Annotated in this window: 22 protein-coding genes; 5 read left to right on the forward strand and 17 right to left on the reverse strand. The window is 60.2% G+C overall.

Annotated features, from left to right (window positions below):
- Window positions 1-147: 147 nt before the first annotated feature.
- Entirely contained in the window at window positions 148-1,338 is a 1,191-nt protein-coding gene (locus CRO59_RS16030; RefSeq protein WP_027612398.1) for an osmoprotectant NAGGN system M42 family peptidase, read from the forward strand.
- Between the two features lie 170 nt (window positions 1,339-1,508).
- Window positions 1,509-1,736: a YheU family protein gene (locus tag CRO59_RS16035; protein ID WP_003192759.1), complete on the forward strand. Its 228-nt coding sequence runs from the start codon at window positions 1,509-1,511 to the stop codon at window positions 1,734-1,736.
- Here the strand turns inward: CRO59_RS16035 and csrA are convergent.
- From csrA to CRO59_RS16050, 3 genes are all read right to left on the reverse strand, one after another.
- A complete protein-coding gene (csrA, locus tag CRO59_RS16040) occupies window positions 1,733-1,918 on the reverse strand; it encodes a carbon storage regulator CsrA (RefSeq protein ID WP_097088411.1) in 186 nt (61 codons plus the stop codon). The genes CRO59_RS16035 and csrA overlap by 4 nt on opposite strands.
- Before the next feature lie 146 nt (window positions 1,919-2,064).
- Window positions 2,065-2,397, reverse strand: coding sequence for a YnfA family protein (locus CRO59_RS16045; protein ID WP_096794907.1), 333 nt, complete (start codon window positions 2,395-2,397; stop codon window positions 2,065-2,067).
- A gap of 63 nt (window positions 2,398-2,460) precedes the next feature.
- Window positions 2,461-3,276, reverse strand: a complete 816-nt coding sequence (locus CRO59_RS16050; protein WP_097088415.1) for an SDR family oxidoreductase — start codon at window positions 3,274-3,276, stop codon at window positions 2,461-2,463.
- A 323-nt stretch (window positions 3,277-3,599) separates the two neighbouring features.
- On the opposite strand from CRO59_RS16050, the gene CRO59_RS16055 reads away from it, so the two are divergent.
- The gene (locus CRO59_RS16055; RefSeq protein WP_169432680.1) at window positions 3,600-3,758 is read left to right on the forward strand and encodes a DUF3309 family protein; all 159 of its coding nucleotides are present in this window, start codon (window positions 3,600-3,602) and stop codon (window positions 3,756-3,758) included.
- 57 nt (window positions 3,759-3,815) lie between these two features.
- Here CRO59_RS16055 and CRO59_RS16060 read toward each other — a convergent pair whose 3' ends face one another.
- From CRO59_RS16060 to CRO59_RS16105, 10 genes are all read right to left on the reverse strand, one after another.
- Window positions 3,816-5,909 (reverse strand): LTA synthase family protein, encoded by a 2,094-nt coding sequence (locus CRO59_RS16060; RefSeq protein ID WP_097088417.1) that lies wholly within the window; start codon window positions 5,907-5,909, stop codon window positions 3,816-3,818.
- A gap of 310 nt (window positions 5,910-6,219) precedes the next feature.
- Window positions 6,220-6,825, reverse strand: a complete 606-nt coding sequence (locus CRO59_RS16065) for an START domain-containing protein (RefSeq protein ID WP_027612394.1) — start codon at window positions 6,823-6,825, stop codon at window positions 6,220-6,222.
- Between the two features lie 41 nt (window positions 6,826-6,866).
- Window positions 6,867-7,121, reverse strand: a complete 255-nt coding sequence (locus CRO59_RS16070; RefSeq protein WP_027612393.1) for a YkgJ family cysteine cluster protein — start codon at window positions 7,119-7,121, stop codon at window positions 6,867-6,869.
- Between the two features lie 165 nt (window positions 7,122-7,286).
- A complete protein-coding gene (locus tag CRO59_RS16075) occupies window positions 7,287-7,778 on the reverse strand; it encodes a hypothetical protein (RefSeq protein ID WP_027612392.1) in 492 nt (163 codons plus the stop codon).
- A 78-nt stretch (window positions 7,779-7,856) separates the two neighbouring features.
- Entirely contained in the window at window positions 7,857-9,296 is a 1,440-nt protein-coding gene (locus CRO59_RS16080) for a PLP-dependent aminotransferase family protein (protein WP_003226969.1), read from the reverse strand.
- 201 nt (window positions 9,297-9,497) lie between these two features.
- Entirely contained in the window at window positions 9,498-10,310 is an 813-nt protein-coding gene (locus tag CRO59_RS16085; RefSeq protein WP_097088419.1) for an OmpA family protein, read from the reverse strand.
- Window positions 10,307-10,663 (reverse strand): DUF4398 domain-containing protein, encoded by a 357-nt coding sequence (locus CRO59_RS16090; RefSeq protein ID WP_027612390.1) that lies wholly within the window; start codon window positions 10,661-10,663, stop codon window positions 10,307-10,309. Before CRO59_RS16090 ends, CRO59_RS16085 begins: the two co-directional genes overlap by 4 nt.
- Window positions 10,664-10,672: 9 nt before the next feature.
- On the reverse strand, window positions 10,673-11,494 hold the full coding sequence (locus CRO59_RS16095) for an ABC transporter substrate-binding protein (RefSeq protein WP_097088420.1): 822 nt from the start codon (window positions 11,492-11,494) through the stop codon (window positions 10,673-10,675).
- A gap of 79 nt (window positions 11,495-11,573) precedes the next feature.
- Complete coding sequence (locus CRO59_RS16100) at window positions 11,574-12,503, reverse strand: electron transfer flavoprotein subunit alpha/FixB family protein (protein WP_007961977.1); 930 nt, start codon at window positions 12,501-12,503, stop codon at window positions 11,574-11,576.
- 2 nt (window positions 12,504-12,505) lie between these two features.
- Window positions 12,506-13,255, reverse strand: a complete 750-nt coding sequence (locus tag CRO59_RS16105) for an electron transfer flavoprotein subunit beta/FixA family protein (RefSeq protein WP_003226982.1) — start codon at window positions 13,253-13,255, stop codon at window positions 12,506-12,508.
- A 525-nt stretch (window positions 13,256-13,780) separates the two neighbouring features.
- On the opposite strand from CRO59_RS16105, the gene CRO59_RS16110 reads away from it, so the two are divergent.
- A complete protein-coding gene (locus tag CRO59_RS16110; RefSeq protein WP_047598758.1) occupies window positions 13,781-15,445 on the forward strand; it encodes an electron transfer flavoprotein-ubiquinone oxidoreductase in 1,665 nt (554 codons plus the stop codon).
- 183 nt (window positions 15,446-15,628) lie between these two features.
- Here CRO59_RS16110 and CRO59_RS16115 read toward each other — a convergent pair whose 3' ends face one another.
- Window positions 15,629-16,519, reverse strand: a complete 891-nt coding sequence (locus CRO59_RS16115) for an AraC family transcriptional regulator (protein WP_007961974.1) — start codon at window positions 16,517-16,519, stop codon at window positions 15,629-15,631.
- 190 nt (window positions 16,520-16,709) lie between these two features.
- On the opposite strand from CRO59_RS16115, the gene CRO59_RS16120 reads away from it, so the two are divergent.
- On the forward strand, window positions 16,710-17,762 hold the full coding sequence (locus CRO59_RS16120) for an NAD(P)-dependent alcohol dehydrogenase (protein WP_027612386.1): 1,053 nt from the start codon (window positions 16,710-16,712) through the stop codon (window positions 17,760-17,762).
- Here CRO59_RS16120 and CRO59_RS16125 read toward each other — a convergent pair.
- The 3 genes from CRO59_RS16125 to dgoD form a co-directional block, all read right to left on the reverse strand.
- On the reverse strand, window positions 17,759-18,562 hold the full coding sequence (locus CRO59_RS16125; RefSeq protein ID WP_097088422.1) for an IclR family transcriptional regulator: 804 nt from the start codon (window positions 18,560-18,562) through the stop codon (window positions 17,759-17,761). The two genes, CRO59_RS16120 and CRO59_RS16125, sit on opposite strands and share 4 nt — an antisense overlap.
- Before the next feature lie 60 nt (window positions 18,563-18,622).
- Window positions 18,623-19,927, reverse strand: coding sequence for an MFS transporter (locus tag CRO59_RS16130; RefSeq protein WP_097088423.1), 1,305 nt, complete (start codon window positions 19,925-19,927; stop codon window positions 18,623-18,625).
- Between the two features lie 180 nt (window positions 19,928-20,107).
- Window positions 20,108-21,256, reverse strand: a complete 1,149-nt coding sequence (dgoD, locus tag CRO59_RS16135; protein WP_007961968.1) for a galactonate dehydratase — start codon at window positions 21,254-21,256, stop codon at window positions 20,108-20,110.
- Window positions 21,257-21,283: the final 27 nt, after the last annotated feature.

The following is a 21,283-nucleotide window of genomic DNA, read 5'->3' on the forward strand; positions in this document are numbered from 1 at the left end:
GGACTGACGCCTTCGCGAGCAGGCTCGCTCCCACAGGGGAACTCATCCAAATGTGGGAGCGAGCCTGCTCGCGAAGGGGCCGAATCAGGCACCACAAATCCCTTCTCATCGAAACCATCGATGCGCCTCAACTCATCAGGAGTTTCCATGACCACTCAAATCCCTGAACCGGATCTCAACTACCTGCAAAAAGTCCTGCTGGAAATGCTCGCCATTCCCAGCCCTACCGGGTTCACCGACACCATCGTGCGCTACGTCGCCGAGCGTCTGGAAGAACTTGGCATCCCTTTCGAAATGACCCGTCGCGGCACCATTCGCGCCACCCTCAAGGGCAAGAAAAACAGCCCCGACCGCGCCGTCTCCGCGCACCTCGACACCATCGGCGCCGCCGTGCGTGCAGTGAAAGACAACGGTCGTCTGACCCTGGCCCCGGTCGGTTGCTGGTCGAGCCGGTTTGCCGAGGGCAGCCGGGTCAGCCTGTTCACCGACAACGGCGTGATTCGTGGCAGCGTGCTGCCGCTGATGGCCTCCGGGCACGCCTTCAACACCGCCGTCGACGAGATGCCGATCAGTTGGGATCACGTCGAATTGCGTCTGGATGCGTATTGCGCGACCAAGGCCGATTGCGACTCGCTGGGCATCAGCGTCGGCGACGTGGTGGCGTTCGACCCGCTGCCGGAGTTCACCGACAGCGGTCACATCAGCGCCCGACACCTCGACGACAAGGCCGGGGTTGCGGCGTTGCTCGCTGCGCTCAAAGCCATCGTCGAGAGCGGTCAGGAATTGATGATCGACTGTCACCCGCTGTTCACCATCACCGAGGAAACCGGCAGCGGTGCGGCGGCAGCCTTGCCGTGGGATGTCAGCGAGTTCGTCGGCATCGACATCGCGCCGGTCGCGCCCGGCCAGCACTCCAGCGAACACGCGGTGAGTGTGGCGATGCAGGATTCCGGCGGGCCTTACGACTACCACCTGTCGCGGCATTTGCTGCGTCTGGCCGGTGAAAACGAACTGCCGGTACGGCGCGACCTGTTCCGCTATTACTTCAGCGACGCGCATTCGGCGGTGACTGCCGGGCACGATATCCGCACCGCCCTGCTCGCCTTTGGCTGCGACGCGACCCATGGTTATGAACGTACGCACATCGACAGTCTGGCGGCGCTCAGTCGTTTGCTCGGGGCGTACATTCTGAGTCCGCCGGTATTTGCCAGCGATGCGGCGCCGGCCAATGCTTCGCTGGATCGCTTCAGTCACCAGATCGAGCATGAGACGCAGATGGAGAGCGATACGCGGGTGCCGTCGGTGGACAGTCTGGTGGGGCAGCGTTCGGACAGCTGAATCCTTGTTGTCTGAACTATGGCTATCGCGAGCAGGCTCACTCCTACAGTTGAAATGCATTTCCCTGTAGGAGTGAGCCTGCTCGCGATGAGGCCGATACTGCCCACACAAAACTGGCAGCCAGCCTCCAATCGCCGTAGCATCCCGCCATTGATTGAACCGAGGTGCCCATGCTGATTCCCTACGACGCTCTTGAAGTCGACACCCTCACCCGCCTGATCGAGGACTTCGTCACCCGCGACGGCACCGACAACGGTGATGACACACCGCTGGAAACCCGCGTGCTGCGCGTGCGCCAGGCGCTGACCAAAGGCCAGGCGCTGATCGTCTTCGACCCGGAAAGCGAACAATGCCAGTTGATGCTCAAACACGATGTGCCCAAGCATCTGTTCGACTAGCGGACCTTTTCGGTGACCTGTTTGCGCTGGATCCGCTGATAGACTTCAGAACGGTGCACATTGACATTCTGCGGCGCCTCGACACCAAAGCGCACACTGGAGCCGTTGACTGACAACACGCGCACGGATATGTCGTCACCGATGGAAATCAACTCGCCCACTACACGGCTGAGTACAAGCATGGAATTTATCCTTCAGGGTTAGCCAGCCCTGAAGATGCGCGGTGGGCGCGCGCTCGACAATACGTCGTGAGCAATTCAGTCTTGCCCTACACCCACGAGCGCTGCGCCCGTCAGACATTTCCTGCAAATCACTAAACAGCCTCACCTCACGGGGCGGAAAAGCGCGGACCGAACAGAATCACGCTCGCGCCGATCACGCACAGCGCCACGCCGATCCAGTCCGAACCCAAAGGGCGAACGCGCTCGACCACCGCCAGCCAGCCGATCGACGCGACGATGTAGATCCCGCCATAGGCGGCATAGGCGCGCCCGGCATAAGCCGCTTCGACGCGGGTCAACAACAGCGCGAACAGGGTCAGGCTGAGCAGCGCCGGGATCACCCACAAGGCACTTTTGCCCTGACGCAGCCACATGAAAAAGGCGAAACAACCGGCGATTTCAAACAGCGCCGCGAGGAAGAACCACAGGTAATTGAGCATTGATGCGTCTCGACAGGGTGACCATTGCGGCCACCCTAACGACGCAACATCCTCGGGGCAAGTTCAGCCGTTGGTTTGTCTGGCCTTGGCGCGCATTTTATCGGCCATGGTGGTCATCTCGTTGTAGATCAGTTGCGGGTTCTTCTGTTTGATCGCCCAGGCCATGCGCCCCTGCTCGTGCGGCAGGATCATGAATTCGCCGGCGGCCACTTGCTGGTAGATATAGTCTGCAATGTCGGCAGCCGTAATCGGCGAACTTTCCAGCAACTTGCCGACCTGGGCTTTCATGGCCGGGGTCGGACCACGGAACGAGTCGAGCAAGTTGGTCTGGAAGAACGACGGGCAGACCACATGCACGCTGACTTCCTGCTGCGCCAGTTCGATCAGCAAACTTTCCGAAAGCGCCACTACACCGGCCTTGGCCACGTTGTAGTTGCTCATCGCCGGGCCCTGCATCAGTGCAGCCATCGAAGCGATGTTGATGATCTTGCCTTTGCTCTGCTCCAGCAGCGGCAGGAACGCCTTGCAGCCCTTGACCACGCCCATCAGGTTGATCGCGATCTGCCAGTCCCAATCCTCCAGTGACAGTTCGCTGAAGAACCCGCCGGACGCCACACCGGCGTTGTTGACGATGACATCGATACCGCCGAGCTTCACTTCGCAAGCCTGGGCAAACGCGGTGAGCTGGCTGTAGTCACGCACATCGCAACGTTGGGTGAAACCGTCACCACCGGCCTCGCGCACCCGCTTCAGGGTTTCCTGCAGGCCAGGTTCGCTGACGTCGGACAAGGCCAGCTGCCAGCCTTCACGCGCCCAGCGCAGCGCGATTTCGCGACCCAAACCTGAGCCCGCACCCGTGATCATCATGCGATTTTGCATAGCAGACAGCCTTGTTGTTCCGTAGGAGATGCGCGGAGTGTAGCGAAGGAACACTGGCCACCCACGCTCCATCAGATTGCTGAATACAGGATCAAAAGATCGCAGCCTTCGGCAGCGCCTACATCAGTTCCCTGTAGGAGCTGCCGAAGGCTGCGATCTTTTGATCTCGCGCTTTAAAGGAAATAAACGAGTAATCCAAATACATTAAAAAAACATTGAATTTTCTTTGATTCGCACCAGTCGGAATTTGTAAGCCGTCTGGAATTAGTTAGCCTCCAGTCGCCCTTGAACACCAAGTCTTCTCGAACGCTATAAACAAGGAAATCGACATGGGCACAATTCTTATCATTATCCTGATCCTGTTGCTGATCGGTGGTCTGCCGGTCTTCCCGCACTCCAGAAGTTGGGGTTATGGTCCTTCGGGCATTATCGGCGTGGTGTTGGTGGTGCTGTTGGTCTTGCTGTTACTTGGCAGGATATAAAACCCCAAGACAAAAAAAAGAGGCCCTCAGGGGCCTCTTTTTTATGCAGCGGTTTTATCAGTCCGGCTTGCCGTTGATCACACCGGCGGTGTTGTCCATCAGGCTCTTGGTCGCCGTTTGCAAGAACGCTTCCAGCTTGAGCTTCAGTTCGGCGGTACGCGGTGCGTCCGGAATGATCTCGGCAGAAGGGTTCGCGCCCAGTTGGTACTGGTAGATCTTCGGCGCCATTTCCTTCTCTTTCGGCAGCACCAGGATCTGGTCGGCAGTGACGATGGCGGTGGTCTGCTCGCTGCCCGACGGCTTGATCACACCGAAACCGGTGTCGCCGGCCGGGAGATTCAGCAGGTCACGCCCCCAGCACTGATGACGCACTTCGCCACCCAGACGGCCCATGATGGTCGGCACGATGTCGATCTGCGTACCCACGGTGTGGTCACGAGTGCCGAATTTTTCCTGAATGCCTGGGGCGATCATCAGCATCGGCACGTTGAAGCGGCCCAGGTCCATTTCGGTGATCTGGCGTTCGTTGCCGAAACCGTGGTCACCGACGATGACGAACAGGGTTTCCTTGAAGTACGGCTCTTTGCGTGCCTTCTCGAAGAACTGACCCAGCGCCCAGTCGGCGTAACGCATGGCGGTCAGGTGTTCGTTGAGGCTGCCGCGATCGGTCACGCGCTCGACCGGCAATGGCGTCGGCAAGGCGTACGGCGTGTGGTTGGACAGGGTTTGCAGCAGCGCGTAGAACGGCTTGCCGTTTTCCCGTGCCTTCAGTTCCACCAGACCACGGTCGAACATGTCCTGGTCGGACACGCCCCAGGTCGGATCGGAGAACACCGGATTGACGAAGTCGTTACGGCCAACGAAGTTGGTCATGCCCTGGTTGCTGAAGAAGCCCGACTGGTTGTCCCAGGCGAAGTCGCCGTTGTAGACATACACGTCGTCATACTTGCGCGCGCTGAGCAGCTGCGGCAGACCGGACAGCTTGTGGCTGCCTTCCGGGGTCTGCATCAGGTATTCGAAACCTGGCAGGTTCGGGAAGCACGCCATGGTCGCAAACATGCCCTGGTGGGTATGGGTGCCGTTGGAGAAGAAGCGGTCGAACAGCAGGCCTTCCTTCGACAGTTTGTCGAGGTAAGGTGTGATGTTGCCCGGTGCGCCCAGGGCGCCGACCGAGTGACCGGCCATACTTTCCATGAGGATCACGACCACGTTCTTGATCGGCAGGGTCTTGTCGGCCGGTGGCGTGTAGTCACGACGCACGGCAGCGATGTCGGCATCGACCAGTTTGTCGTCCGGCATCACCAGCATCTCGCGCACCACTTTCTGCGCCTGTTCCTGCGGCAGGGTGGCTTTCCAGATGTTATCGCGGTCCTCGCCCATGCGGTCCTTGGCGGCGGCGATCAGCGAGAGCGTGCCGTTGAGGCCGAGCTGGTTGGCGAAGTTCGATTCGGTGGTGTACACGTCACCCCAGCGCAGCGGCGGGCCCTGACGCAGAGTGCCACGGGCGGCCACGACGCAGATCAGCAGGCAGACCACGAACACCGCCAGGCGGGTGTACCACGGCGCCACCTGACGGGTGCCGACGTTGCCGCCGCTGAACGGGCCGCGTGGACGGGTCGCACGGTCGGCGCCCTTGAAGGCCAGGGTCAGGATCACGGTGCCGATGACCCACGCCAGCAGGTAACGCACTACCGGGAAACCGTACCAGAGCATGCTCATCACGGTTTTCGGGTCTTCCTTCACGTACTGGAACACCAGGCCGTTGAGGCGCTGGTGGAACTCGCGGTAGAAGTCCATCTCCATCAGGCCGAGGAACAGCGCGATGCTCGACGCCACGGTCAGCCATAGGCGGAAGAAGCCACGCGCAGCCATCGCCCGGGCACTGAACAGCGCCAGCACCAGCGGAACGCAGACGTAGACCACCAGGCGCAGGTCGAAACGCAGGCCGTTGGCGAAGGCTTCGAGGAAGGTCGAAGCCGGGGTATCGAGGATCATCTCGCGGTTGTAGACCAGCAGCGCGAGGCGCAGCACGGAAAACATCACCATCATGACCAGAGCACACAGCAGCGTGTAGGCCAGATGCGATTTGACGGTCGGTTGCAGCAGGCGAGTGGAAGATCGCTGCTGATTCAGGGCGTCCGGGTTTGCCATGTCGTTTTAGGACCCATTGGAAGTTGAAGTTGCAAAATACAGCGGCGCCATGCCCTCTTTTGGCCATTCCAGGCCCCGGGGCGTGCGCGGTGCGCAAATGTTGCACGATCAACGGCAGCATTGCCATTGATTACTGCCCTACTGCCCGACTCTTTCATATAAGCATTCGGGCGGGGACAAGCTGAATTGCGCGGGGGAATTGTCTGGAACACTTTGTGAAAATTTCGTCCAACGCATATCTGGAAACACAATATAACGACAAAATAAAACGCCCCGAATCGGTCGGGGCGTTTTGCAGTGAACGTGAGAATTACTTCTCGGCGCGTTCTTTCAGGGCTTTCAGCGTATTGAACGGCGCATCGACCACGAACTTGTTGGCGATCATGCTCGGCACGCTGCCGCCGGGCTCGGTGTGCACCTGATAGGTCACTTCGACTTGATCACCTTTGGGTACGAACTTCCAGAACCCTTTGACCTGAGCGACACGGACAAAGCCTTTCTCTTCGGGAAGGTACTTCGGCACGCCTTCGAGGTTGCGGGTCAGGCTGCCATCGGCGCCCTCAACGGTGGTGATGTGCAACACCGAATCACGTGGGGTCACTGGCCACGGCGTATTGAATTGGGTATAGGTCCAGCTCTGATCGCCCTCGTGCTTGAGCAGTTTCTGGGTTTTGCATTCGTGAATCCAGGCGCAGGCTCCGGCCACGTCTTCCTGCAAGGCACGCAGTTTGGCAACGGTGGTCTTCATCAGGGCAACACCCTGATAGGACTTGTAATCGGAACCCGGCACTTCGGCCAGCGAGACCTTGATCCCGTCCTGTTCCTTGGCGACCTTCCAGTCTTCGGCCTGAGCCATCGAAGTAGCCAGCACAGCGGTCAAACCACACAACACAGCGATACGATGCAGCGAACCCATAGTCTTATTCCTTATTGTTGAAGTTCCGTTCGTTTGACACATCACGCCGCCGTCATCTGCTCCCACCAGCCGATCAACCTGATCGCTTCTTCCGAGCTGCTGCCGCAGACTTCGACATCGGCGGCGAATCCTGAACAGACCGCCGGACGCTCCGGCTGGCCGAAAATGCTGCACAGGTTTTCGACCGAGAGTTGCACGCAACGTTCGCCGGCAGGTTTGCCGTTGGGCATGCCCGGAATGGCAGAGCTGATGGACGGGGCAATGCAGCAAGCGCCACAGCCTTCACGGCATTTCATGACGAGCAAGTCCTCGCGACGGGCAATGTGTTAAAGAGACACGGACAGAGTAACCGCTAAAACGGTTGTTTCAAATTCCCTGCACCGGGGTTTTTACCGATAACTGAATGTGACTGACCAGTCTCCGACAAAGCGTCTGGTCTGCGGGTCACGGGTCGATTGAATTTATTGCTTGAACTCGAAATCCAGCGCGGCGCCTTCGACTTCGCGGCGCTCTTCGTTGCGCAGCTGCAACTGCATTTCATTGCTGAGCAGGCGGCCATTGAGCTGGAAGCCGCTGTTCTTCTCGCCAAACATCTGCGGCAGGATCGCGTCGTGTTTGGGCATCGGCACGGTACCGGCAGGTTTGAGCTGCTGGACCATGTCTTTGGGCAGGCTCAGGTCCAGCTTGGCCGGCGGCAGTCTGGTTTTAGCCACTTCACTGGCCGGTTTTGACTTGGAGGCAATCGGGGGACGCTTCTTCACCGGGGCCGCTTTCTTCTGCGGGGCTTTCTTCGTCTGAGCTTTCTTGTCCGCAACGGCTTTGTTGCTGGCCGTTTTACTCGCCGGAGCTGACGCCGCAGGCTTTTCCTGAACGGCGGCTGCCATGACACCGGGCGCATGGCCCATCGTCAACACACCAAGCAAAATCCAGGCAGCAGGCAAAATCGCTTTCATGAGCCCCACAACACTAACGGCAGAGGGCCATATGCTCGCCTGTTGAGCGTCACAAGACAAGCACGGTGCGCCACTCGTTCAGAAACCGCCTGCGGTTTCCTGACACAGTTGAGTCGCCAGCAAACCGAGGGTCATCAGCGCCCTTTCCGCCTCGCGATTCCACGGCGTGCCGCAGTTCAGGCGGATGCAGTGGTTGAACTGCTCGGTATTACTGAAGATCAGCCCCGGCGCAATACTGATGCCCTGCTGCAAGGCGCGGACATGCAATTCCTGGGTATTGACCCTGCCCGGCAGACTCACCCAGAGGATGAAACCGCCCGTGGGCCGGGTCATTTGCGTGCCTTCGGGGAAGTACTGCTGCACCGCCAGCTGAAATGCGCTGAGGTTTTTTCGGTATTCCTGGCGGATGTACCGTAAATGCCGGTCATAACCGCCATTTTCCAGATAAGCGGCAATCGCCATTTGCGTGACGCTGCACGCCGAATGCGTGGTGAAGGTCTGCAGACGCTGGATTTCCTGCTGATACTTGCCGGCGATCATCCAGCCGACGCGCACACCCGGCGACAAGGTCTTGGAAAAGCTCGAGCAGTAGATCACCCGATCCAGTCGATCGTAGGCCTTGAGGGCTTTGGTGCGGCCCTGTTCGAACATCAACTCGCCATAGATGTCGTCTTCGACGATCTGGATATCGAAGTCCGAAGCCAGGCGCAGCAGTTGTTTCTGCCGCTCTTCCGGCATGGTGCCGCCCAGTGGATTGCTGAGGCGAGTGGTCAGCACCAGCGCCTTGATTGACCATTGGTTCGCCGCCAGTTGCAGGGCTTCGAGGCTCATGCCGGTGGCCGGATCGCTGGGGATCTCGATCACTTTCAGGCCCAGCAGGTCGGCCAGTTGCAGCAGACCGTAATAGGTTGGCGATTCGGCGGCGATCAGGTCGCCCGGACGAGTCAGCACCCGCAGCGACATCTGCAGCGCATCGACACACCCGTGGGTGATCACCACTTCTGAAGGATCGACGACGACCCCGGCATCGCGCATGCGGATCGCCACTTGCCGACGCAGCGGTTCGAAACCCGGGCTGAACATGTAACTGAACGCGCGCGGACTATGGAATCGGGTGACCTTGGCCAGTTGTTGATGCAGCGCGCGCACCGGGAGGTAATCGACACTCGGCACCGCAGCGCCCAACGGGAACACCCCTTCGCGCCGCGATTCGACCAACACTTGCTGAATGATGCTGGCGCGGGTGACCAGTCCTGGCCGCTCGACCCGGGCGATGTCCGGGGTCGGCGCTGTCAGTGCCGGGGTCTGGTGCACGTAGTACCCGGACTGCGGCCGTGCACGGATCAGGCCCTGATCTTCGAGATTGGCGTAAGCCTGCAACACCGTTGCATGGCTGACATTGAGCTGCGAACTCATCTTGCGCACCGACGGCACGCGTTCTCCGGGCTGATAGACACCGCGCCGGATGTCTTCCGCCAGCTGTTGAGCAATACGTTGGTAGAGCAAGAGGTTGGTCATGACGCAGCACTCGATTTCACGGGCATTTTATTCTTGTGTGAAACAATACCGGAACAGTTTAGAAGTGTACTGGGACAGTTGCCACCATAGTCGACCGTACAGTGCAGTGTCAGCTACAACTGTACGGATTTGCGCGCTATTCGACAGACGTAAAAAAGCCCGGCGCTGCATGACAGGCCGGGCTTTCCAGAGACGCCGCCCTCAGCGGGCGGCGCCGAGCTGGCCTTTTTCGTCGGAGAACACAATTTCCACCCGACGGTTCTGTGCCCGCCCGCGCTCGGAAGCGTTGACGTCCACCGGGTATTCGTCGCCGTAACCTTCGACCTGAATCCGCTTGTCCTCGATACCCAGGTCCATCAGCACATCGGCCACCGCCTGTGCGCGATCACGCGACAGCTTGAGGTTTTCCTGTTTGCCGCCGGTGCTGTCGGTGTAGCCCTCGATGCGCACCACGCGTTTCGGGTTGAGCTGCAGGAACTGCACGATCTTCAGCACCACGCGGTTGGCCGAGTTTTTCAGCTCCGCTTCGCCGGTGTCGAACAGCACGTCGCCCAAGGTCATGACCAGACCGCGATCGGTTTGCGTGGTGGCCAGCGCAACGATCTGCTCCTCGAGCCACTTGCCCTGCTGCTGCACGCTCAGCAGTTTGGACTCACGCAGGGCCAGTTGCAGGCGCTGGCGTTCCAGCTCGAGCTTCGCCGCGCGCTCTTCGTTGAGCACCAGATTGGTGTGTTCGCGGGCGATTTCGCTATAGCGCTGACTCAGGTAGGCGTAATGCACCACGTCCGAGCCACTGCCCCAATAGGTCGACAGGCGATCGGCACGGGCCAGCGACTCACCGGCGCGGATCACGTCCTTGGGCGCGATACGCAGCACGTTGGAATCTTCCTTGACCTTCTGGAAATCACTGCCGGCCTGTTGCAATGCGGCCTCACCGTGTTGACCGGCGCAACCATAGAGGCTCGCGCAACCGGCCAGAAGCAAACAGCCGAGGGCTTTGGACTTGAGGCTCATTGGGCATCTCCCAGTTGCTTGCGCAGACGGATGATGCGGGTGTTGAGCACGTTCAGTTGCTCTTCGCTCTTTTGCGTCAGCACCTTGGCTTCGGCCAGACGTGCATCCAGCTCGGCCTGTTCGGCGCGCATGCGGGCGTTCTTGAAGGACTCGTCGGTCATGTTGCCCTTGGCCCGGTTGAACTTGTCTTCGGCCAGTTTCATTTCCGGCATTTCATCGGCGGTCGCACCGACAGCCTTGGCCTGGGTGATGGCCTGCTCGGTCAGGCGCATTTGCTCATTGGGTGCCGGATCGTTGGCGCAGCCGGCCAGGGCCAGAACGGCCATGGCCGCGAAAAGAGGTCGAATACTCACTAAGAATCCCTACTGTTTTGGGGCACTGACAGGTGGCTGCGGCTGTTGCTGCTGAGCCTTCCAGCGCTCGATGTTGCGTTGCAGCGCGGCTTCGGTCAGTCCGGACGCGGGCAATTCTGTCATCTTTTTAGCGAGCTGTCCGCGCAACCACGGATCGTTGCAGGCCGAGTTGTGCGAAACCGCGAGGAACAGTCCCGGTCGGTCGATCGGTTGCTCGAAGGCCAGCAGATCATTGGCCATGCCCAATGCCTGCGCGGCGGCCATGCCCGAGTAGCGCCCGGCGAGCACATATTCCACTTCACCCAGCAGAAGTTTCTGAAAGGCCTGAGTGAGGTTTGCCGTCCGGGTCAGGGTCAGATTCTGCTCGGCGAAAGTGCCGAATGCCTGGGTCATTCGAGACTTTTCCGACAGCCCGCCGGTGTGCCCGTGCAGGTCCCTGGCTTCGCTGTAGACCAGCGTCGAGCCTTTGCGCGTCCACACCAGATAGTCGTTTTCCAGCAACGGCGGATAGATGTAGTCGAGGTTTTCCAGCTCGTTGAACATCAGCGGCGTGTCGGCCAGCATGTCCATGCGCCCGCTGCGTACTTCATCAAGGGCCTGCGCGCGTTTGCCGGAGTAGAGCAGCTCGACCTTGACCCCCAGATCCTTGGCCACTTGCTGCAACAGGTCGGCACTGGCGCCGATCAAGTGCTTGGGATTCTGCGGGTCCTGCCACAGGTACGGCGGCGCATCCGGGCTGCCGGTGACGACAAGGCGCTCGCATTTGCCGGCAGCCGCAGCCATCCCCGGTAACAGGATCAATCCCAATAACAACCCGCGGCGCAGATCCATGGCAAAACACTCCCACGCAAATTCGAGACAAAAAAAGCCCGACCATAAGGCCGGGCTCTTTATAAGTGAAGCTGCCGGATTAGACCAGCTTCTCCAGCTCAGGTACCGCTTCGAACAGATCCGCCACCAGACCGTAATCGGCCACCTGGAAGATCGGCGCTTCTTCGTCCTTGTTGATCGCAACGATCACTTTGGAGTCTTTCATGCCGGCCAAGTGCTGGATCGCGCCGGAGATACCGACGGCGATGTACAGCTGTGGCGCAACGATCTTGCCGGTCTGACCGACCTGCATGTCGTTCGGTACGAAACCTGCGTCGACCGCGGCGCGCGAAGCACCGACGGCTGCGCCCAGCTTGTCGGCCAGAGCGTACAGGTGTTTGAAGTTGTCACCGTTCTGCATGCCGCGGCCGCCGGAAACGACGATCTTGGCAGCGGTCAGCTCAGGACGATCGGACTTGGCCAGTTCTTCGCTGACGAAGCTGGAAGTGCCGGCGTCGTGCGCAGCCGCTACGGCTTCAACAGCCGCCGAACCACCTTCAGCGGCAACCGGGTCGAAACCGGTGGCACGCACGGTGATCACTTTGATCGCAGCGGTCGATTGCACGGTAGCGATAGCGTTACCGGCGTAGATCGGACGCTTGAAAGTATCGGCGCTTTCTACCGAGATGATCTCGGAGATCTGGTCAACGTCCAGTGCAGCGGCAACGCGCGGCAGGATGTTTTTGCCGTTGGACGTGGCGGCAGCCAGGATGTGGCTGTAGCCCTTGCCCAGCTCTGCAACCAGCGGCGCAACGTTTTCCGGCAACTGATGCGCGTAAGCGGCATTGTCAGCATTCAGGACTTTGCTTACGCCAGCGATTTTCGCAGCGGCCTCGGCCACGGCGCCAGCGCCCTGACCGGCAACCAGCACGTGAATGTCGCCGCCGATTTTGGCAGCAGCAGCCACGGTGTTCAGTGTGGCCGGGGCCAGCACTTTGTTGTCGTGTTCAGCGATTACCAAGATAGTCATTTTTAGATTACCTTCGCTTCGTTTTTCAGTTTCTCGACCAGTTCAGCCACCGACTTGACCTTGATGCCTGCGCTGCGTGCAGCCGGCGCTTCGACTTTCAGGGTCTTGTTGGTGGAGGCGGTGGAAACGCCCAAAGCGTCCGGAGTCAGCACTTCGAGAGGCTTCTTCTTGGCTTTCATGATGTTTGGCAGAGACGCGTAGCGCGGCTCGTTCAAACGCAGGTCGGTGGTGACGATGGCTGGCAGTTTCAGCGAAACGGTCTGCGCGCCGCCGTCGATTTCGCGGGTCACGGCAACGCTGTCGCCAGAAACTTCGACTTTCGAGGCGAAAGTGCCCTGACCGTAGCCGCTCAGTGCAGCGAGCATCTGGCCGGTCTGGTTGTTGTCGCTGTCGATGGCCTGTTTGCCCAGGATCACCAGTTGAGGCTGTTCCTTGTCGACCACAGCCTTGAGCAGCTTGGCCACGGCCAGCGAAGTCAGGTCTTCAGCGGATTCGACGAGGATGGCGCGGTCGGCACCCAGAGCCAGTGCTGTACGCAGCTGTTCCTGAGCGGTGGACGGGCCGATGGAGACGACGACGATTTCAGTCGCCACACCTTTCTCTTTCAGGCGTACGGCTTCTTCCACTGCGATTTCGCAGAACGGGTTCATCGACATCTTGACGTTGGCGAGGTCTACGCCGGAATTGTCCGCCTTGACGCGGACCTTGACGTTGTAATCCACAACGCGTTTGACAGCTACAAGAACCTTCATGGATTCCTCGTTACTCTCCGGTGAAAAGAAAGTCGCCTAGGCGAACCTGGCGGTTGATGCTCATCGGGCACAAGGGCACCTCTAAAAACGCCGGCTGGGGGCGATGACCGTTCGTCAGTGGTGACCAACGGGTCATTGAATCGCACGGTGTGTAAACTGCGCGCCGGACTTGCGCTGCGCATCACCTTGTACTGCCTGTGCCCTGTCTTTAGAGGTGCTCTTGAAACCGCCAGTCTGCCTACGGCGAGCGCAAAACCGCCCGTATCTTGACCGGAACGCCTATTCCGGTCAATACGGCAAAATGGCCGTTCATAAGCCGCGCTTCTTTGATTTCTCTGGGCTGGAGCCGATTCAAACAAACGTTTGTATTGGACGCTCGGAGTGGTGTAGATATAATGCGCCGCCTAGAGAGAAAGGTGGTTTACCCATTATTACCCTTGACGTTAACGTAAAGGCAATAACGGATGCGACACCGAACCTCCAAATTAGAAAAAAAACTGTTGAGCCTTGAGTAGGAGATAGCCTGTGGAACGCGAATACATGGAATTCGACGTGGTCATCGTCGGTGCCGGCCCCGCTGGCCTGTCCGCCGCCTGCCGTCTGAAGCAGAAGGCCGCCGAAGCCGGTAAGGAAATCAGCGTCTGCGTGGTCGAAAAAGGCTCCGAAGTCGGCGCACACATCCTTTCCGGTGCCGTGTTCGAACCACGTGCTCTGAACGAACTGTTCCCGGATTGGAAAGAACTCGGCGCCCCGCTGAACACTCCGGTCACCCGCGATGACATTTTCGTGCTGAAAAACGCCGACAGTGCGCAGAAAATTCCTGACTTCTTTGTGCCCAAGACCATGCACAACGAAGGCAACTATATTATTTCCCTCGGCAACCTGTGCCGCTGGCTGGCCCAGCAGGCCGAGAACCTCGGCGTGGAAATCTACCCGGGCTTCGCCGCTCAGGAAGCGCTGATCGACGAAAACGGCATCGTGCGCGGGATCATCACCGGTGATCTGGGCGTCGACCGCGAAGGCAACCCGAAAGAAGGCCTGTACACCCCGGGCATGGAACTGCGTGGCAAGTACACGCTGTTCGCCGAGGGCTGCCGTGGCCACATCGGCAAGCAACTGATCAAGCGCTACAACCTCGACAGCGATGCCGATGCCCAGCACTACGGCATCGGCCTGAAGGAAATCTGGGAAATCGACCCGGCCAAACACCAGCCAGGCCTGGTGGTGCATACCGCCGGTTGGCCGCTGGACATCATGGGCACCGAAAACACCGGTGGCTCGTTCCTCTATCACCTGGAAAACAACCAGGTAGTGGTCGGTCTGATCGTTGACCTGTCTTACAGCAACACTTACCTGTCGCCGTTCGACGAGTTCCAGCGCCTCAAGCATCACCCGGTGCTGGCTCAGTACCTGGAAGGCGGCAAGCGCGTCAGCTACGGCGCCCGTGCGATCTGCAAAGGTGGCCTGAACTCGCTGCCGAAAATGGTCTTCAAGGGCGGCGCGCTGATCGGTTGCGACCTCGGCACCCTGAACTTCGCCAAGATCAAAGGCAGCCACACTGCGATGAAGTCCGGCATGCTCGCCGCGGAATCGGTGGCCGACGCGCTGTTCGCCGAAAAGGATGGCACCGAAGAGCTGACCTCCTACGTCGACGCGTTCAAGAAGAGCTGGCTCTACGACGAACTGTTCGCCAGCCGTAACTTCGGCCCGGCGATCCACAAGTTCGGCGCGATCGTCGGCGGTGGTTTCAACTGGCTGGACCAGAACATCTTCGGCGGCAAACTGCCGTTCACCCTGCACGACACCAAGCCGGACTACGCTTGCCTGAAACTGGCGGCCGACTGCAAGAAGATCGACTATCCGAAGCCGGACGGCAAACTCAGCTTCGACAAACTGAGCTCGGTGTTCATCTCCGGTACCAACCATGAAGAAGAACAGCCGTGCCACCTGAAGCTCACCGACCCGAGCATCCCGATCAGCAAGAACCTGCCACTGTACGACGAACCGGCGCAGCGCTACTGCCCGGCCGGCGTCTACGAAGTGATCACCAAGGAAGACGGCGAAAAACGCTTCCAGATCAACGCCCAGAACTGCGTGCACTGCAAGACCTGTGACATCAAGGACCCTTCGCAGAACATCACCTGGGTCACGCCGGAAGGCGCTGGCGGCCCGACTTACCCGAACATGTAAGCCGTATCGCTGAACAACGAGGCTCCCGACACGGGGGCCTTTTTGTTGCCCAAAATTCCTCTGACACCACAAAACAACTGTGGGAGCGAGCCTGCTCGCGAAAGCGGTGTGTCGTTAACAATGATGTCGACTGCTACACCGCCTTCGCGAGCAGGCTCGCTCCCACAGGGGATTATCGTCTTATCAGGCAACGCGCTCATCACCAGGGCTACGCTCGAAGTAGCGCTTGTACTCACGACTGAACTGCGACGTACTCTGATACCCCACCCGATGCGCCACCTGCGCCACGCCCAGCCCTTCGGCGACCAGCAAGGTCTGCGCCTTGAGCAAGCGTAAACGCTTCAGATACTGCACCGGCGACAACAGCGTGCTGCGCTTGAAGTGCTCGTGGAAGGACGAAACGCTCATGTTCGCGCAACTGGCCAGAGTCTCGACATTCAGCGGCTCGGTGTAATGCGCATGCAGATGACTGATCGACGCCGCCACCCGGGCGAACTGTCCCTGCTGTTCGACCAGCGCGCGCAACACATCGGCCTGTGGCCCGCGCAGCGCGGTGAACAGCAATTCACGCACCCGCGCCGGCCCGAGAATCTGCCGCTCCAGCGGATCGTGCAGGCAGCGCAACAAGCGTTCGACGCAGCCACGCATGTCATCGTCGAGCACCACCGAGGTCATCGACTCCGGCGTTTGCGCCGGAATGTGCCGCCCCGGCGCCAGCCCCATGGCCAGCACCAGCTCGCCGAGCAGCACTCGATCGATCGCTACCGATACCCCCAGCAACGGCGCATCCGGCAAGGCAAAGGTTTCGCACTCGAACGGCACCGGCAGCGCCTGAATCAGGTAGTGCCCGGCGCCGTACTCCATGGTGCGCGGGCCGAGGAACGCCAGTTTGCTGCCCTGAGCGATGATCATCAGGCTCGGTTCATAAATGTGCGGGCCACGCGCCACGTCGCAACTGGCGCGCAACACCTGCACGCCGGGCAACCCGGTCTGGCTGTAACCATCGCAGAGCGCCAGCGGCTCGATCAGCGAAACCAGTGTGGCATTGGCATCAAGGTGACGGGTCAACTGCATCGGAGGGGTCTTCAAAAAAGTCACGGAAAAAGGCATGCAAGCATCATCGCAGATCCTTTTGCCAATGCGCTTGCCCAGACCTGCATGCCGGAGGATTAGGCATGAGACCCGGAGGAATCGTCATGGCCGCAGCGGCAGACGGCGCCCAAAATGCGCCACCTCACCTGTCACTGCTTCTGCGAGGTTCCTCATGTACACCGCTATCGGTTATGCCGCCCAATCGGCCACCACTCCCCTCGCCCCGATGAAATTCGAACGCCGCAGCCCACGCGCTGACGACGTGGCGATCGAGATCCTCTACTGCGGCGTCTGCCACTCCGACATCCACCAGGCGCGCAACGAATGGGGCATCGCCGTTTATCCGTTGATGCCCGGCCACGAGATCGTCGGTAAAGTCACCGCCGTTGGTGCGAACGTCACCCAACATAAAGTCGGCGATCTGGTCGGTGTCGGCTGCATGGTCGACTCCTGCCGCACCTGCGCCGCCTGCCAGCAGAACCTCGAGCAATACTGCCTCGAAGGCCCGACCATGACTTACGCCACCCCAGACCGGGTCGATGGCAGCAACACCATGGGCGGCTACTCCGACAGCATCGTGGTCAGCGAGCACTTCGTCGTGCGCATCCCGGAGAAACTCGACCTGGCCAGCGCCGCGCCGATCCTCTGTGCCGGCATCACCACCTATTCGCCGCTCAAGCACTACGGGGTCAAGGCCGGCGACAAGGTCGGGATTCTCGGCATGGGCGGCCTCGGCCACATGGGCATCAAGTTCGCCAAGGCGATGGGCGCGGAAGTCACGCTGTTCACCCGTTCGGCGAGCAAGGCTGAGGAAGGTCGTCGTCAGGGCGCCGATCACGTGATCGTCTCCACCGATGCCGAGCAGATGGCTGCCGCTGCAGGCCGGTTCGACTTCCTGCTGGACACCATTCCGGTGCAGCACGACCTCAACCCGTACCTGCAAACCCTGCGCTTTGATGGCGTGCACATTCTGGTCGGCCTGATCGAACCGATCGACCCGCCGGTGCATGCTGCCAACCTGGTGCTGGGCCGCCGCGTGCTGGCCGGTTCGTTGATCGGCGGCATTGCCGAAACCCAGGAAGTGCTGGATTTCTGCGCCGAGCACAACATCACCTGCGACATCGAAATGCTCGACATCCGCCAGATCAACGAGGCTTACGCGCGGATGATTGCCGGTGACGTGAAGTATCGCTTCGTGATCGACATGGCGACGTTGAAGCTTTAAACCTTCAGACCGAGTTCTGCCGAGAGCCGGGCTGTGACCCCTTTGATCAGGGGAATCAGCTCGGCCATTTTTTCCAGCGGCATGTACGGCACGGTGCTGGCGATACTGATCGCCGCCACAATGCGCTTGCTCGCATCACGAATCGGCGCCGCCACGCAGCGGATCGACGGTTCGTTGTCCTCCAGATCGAACGCGTAGCCACCGGCCACGTACTCGGTCATACGCTGCTCAAGCTGTTCCCACGACTGCTGCGGATGCTGCGGCCAGAACTGACTTTTCCCACCCGCCGGCAGGCTGATGTCGTACAGGCGCTGCCAATCCTGCGGTGAATCATCGAGCATCAACGCCTTGCCGATCCCGGTGCGTGCCAACGGCATCCGGTGGCCGACCCGCGAACGCATTTCCGGGCCGTTGCGCCCCGGATTTTTCAGCAGATACAAGACCTCGTCGCCCTCACGAATGCCCAGGTGCACGGTGTCGCCGGTCAGCGCCGACAACTCGTCCAGATACGGCCCGGCCAGACTCACCAGCGGCAACTCTTCGCGCGCCTGAAACCCCAGCTCGATCAGTTTTGGCCCCAGCAGATAGCCGATTTGTGGCACCACGCGCAGGTAGCGCTCGTCCACCAGGCAACTGGCCAGGCGATGGGTGGTGCTGCGCGTGGTGCCGATCAGCCGGGCGATCTCTTTCAGATCGCGGGCGCCACTGGCCACCGCCTGCACCACACCCAGGCCGCGAAGCAGCGTCTGGGTGCCGGTGGGTGCGGCGTCCTTGATTTTTTCCGGGGCGTCTTCCTGCATATCCAGCCTTTACCGTTGAGCGAGGGAACGGGCGGCATTATGGTCGCCCGACGCAGACGACTACAACTCGATACGTTCGACCTTGCCCACCAGCAGCACGTAGGACAATGCACCGATCAGCGCCAGCACCGCGATGTAGGTGATCGCCGGGGCGAACGAATCACCGCTGGCGAGGAAACCGATGACAATCGGCGTGGCAATCGCCGACAGGTTGCCGATGAAGTTGAACACCCCGCCGGTCAGCCCCAGCAACCGCGCCGGAGCGAGGGTCGAGACCAGCGACCAGGTGATTGAGGCCAGACCGTTGCCGAAAAACGCCAACGCCAGGAAGGCAATCACCAGCGGCGTCGATTCAACGAAATTGGCGCCGATGATCGAGGTGGAAATCAGCAACCCGCCAATGATCGGCAACTTGCGCGCAAAGCCCACGCTGCAGCCACGGCGGATCAGCAGGTCGGAAAAGAATCCCGAGCACAGCACGCCGACAAAGGCCGCGAGAAACGGCAGCGACGCCAACAGGCCGGACTTGATGAAGTCCATGCCACGGTATTTCACCAGGTAAGTCGGGAACCACGTGAGGAAGAACCACAGCGTCGAGTTCAGGCAGAACTGGCCGAGGTAGATGCCCCACAACTTGCGTTTGCTCAGGACAATGCCGAGGTCGGTCCAACTGAACGAGGCTTTGGCCGTCTGCGCTTGAATATCCACCAGTCCGCCACCCTCGCGGATCAGGTCGATCTCCGCGTCGTTGGCGCCCTTGAAATCCCGCGGTTCGCGATACACCGCGTACCAGATTGCCGCCCAGATGATGCCCGCCGCACCGGTCGCGACAAACACCATGTGCCAACCAAATTCATGTTGCAGCCAGGCCAGCACCGGGGTCAGAAAGGCCAGGCCGACAAACTGCCCGGAGGTGTAGAAACCAATCGCCGTGGCCCGCTCGCGCTCGGGAAACCAGGTGGTCACCACGCGGCTGTTGATCGGATAGGCCGGCGCTTCCAGCGCGCCGACCGCCATGCGCAGCACGAACAGCGCAATGAAACTCGCGGCGAAGCCGAGCAGCACCGTGGCCAGCGACCACAGCAGTAGCGCGACGCTATAGAGGATGCGCGGCGGCACCCGATCCACCAGCCAGCCGCCGGGGATCTGCATCGCGGCGTAGGTCCAGCCGAATGCGGAGAAAATCAGCCCGACGTGAACCGGGTCGATGCCCAGTTCACTGGTCAGCGCGGGCGCGGCAATCGACAGGTTGCTGCGGTCGAGGTAGTTGATGACCACGGTGATGAACAGCAACACCATGATGAAAAACCGCTTGCGGCTAGGCGTGACTAAAGACGCCTGCCCGGTGAGGGTTTGCGTTGGCATGGGGGGTGCCTCTTCTTATGATTATTTGAGGTCATTGACGCCATCTCCCATCCATGGAGATCAAATGTGGGAGGGGGCTTGCTCCCGAATGCGGAGTGTCAGTCGACATCTCTTTAGCTGACATGCCGCATTCGGGAGCAAGCCCCCTCCCACAAGGATTTGTGGTGGGTCAGAAGAGACTCACCACTCGGCAAAACTGCCATCGGCATGGCGCCAGATCGGGTTGCGCCAGCGGTGGCCGACCGCCGCGCGTTCGATCACGTATTCCTCGTTGATCTCGATGCCCAGCCCTGGCCCGTTCGGAATCTTCACGAAGCCCTGATCGTAGTCGAACACTCGCGGATCCTTCACGTAGTCGAGCAGATCGTTGCTCTCGTTGTAATGGATACCCAGACTCTGCTCCTGGATAAACGCGTTGTAACAAGCCGCGTCCAGTTGCAGGCACGCCGCCAGCGCAATCGGCCCCAGCGGGCAATGCAGCGCCAGCGCCACGTCGTAGGCTTCGGCCATGTTGGCGATCTTGCGGGTCTCGGTGATACCGCCGGCATGCGAGGCATCCGGCTGGATGATGTCGACGTAGCCTTCGCTCAGCACCCGCTTGAAATCCCAGCGCGAGAACAGCCGCTCGCCAAGGGCGATCGGCGTGCTGGTCAACGGTGCCAGCTCTTTCAGCGCTTCGTAGTTTTCACTGAGCACCGGCTCTTCGATGAACATCAGTTTGTACGGGTCGAGCTCCTTCATCAGCACCTTGGCCATCGGCTTGTGCACCCGACCGTGGAAGTCGACGCCGATACCGACGTTCGGCCCGACGGCATCGCGCACGGCGGCAACGTTGGCCAGGGCCAGATCGACTTTCTCGAAGGAGTCGAGGAACTGCAGCTCTTCAGTGCCATTCATTTTCACCGCAGTAAAACCCCGGCTCACCGCCTCTTTCGCGGCGCGTGCGGTGTCGGCCGGACGATCGCCACCGATCCACGAATACACACGAATCTTGTCGCGCACCTGACCGCCGAGCAGATCGCTGACCGACACGCCGAGGGCCTTGCCCTTGATGTCCCACAGCGCCTGATCGATACCGGCCAGTGCACTCATGTGGATCGCGCCACCACGGTAGAAGCCGCCGCGGTACAGCACGGTCCAGATGTCCTCGATGTTGCGTGGGTCTTTGCCGATCAGGTAGTCGGACAATTCTTCAACGGCAGCGGCGACAGTGTGGGCGCGGCCTTCGACCACAGGCTCGCCCCAACCGGTCACACCCTCATCGGTTTCGACCTTGAGGAAGCACCAGCGCGGCGGGACGATGAAGGTGGTGAGTTTGGTGATTTTCATCTGTTTGTCTCTCTTGTTAGATGCAGC

Origin of the sequence: Pseudomonas sp. LAMO17WK12:I5 (assembly GCF_900215165.1) — a bacterium.
GTDB classification, from domain to species: domain Bacteria; phylum Pseudomonadota; class Gammaproteobacteria; order Pseudomonadales; family Pseudomonadaceae; genus Aquipseudomonas; species Aquipseudomonas putida_A.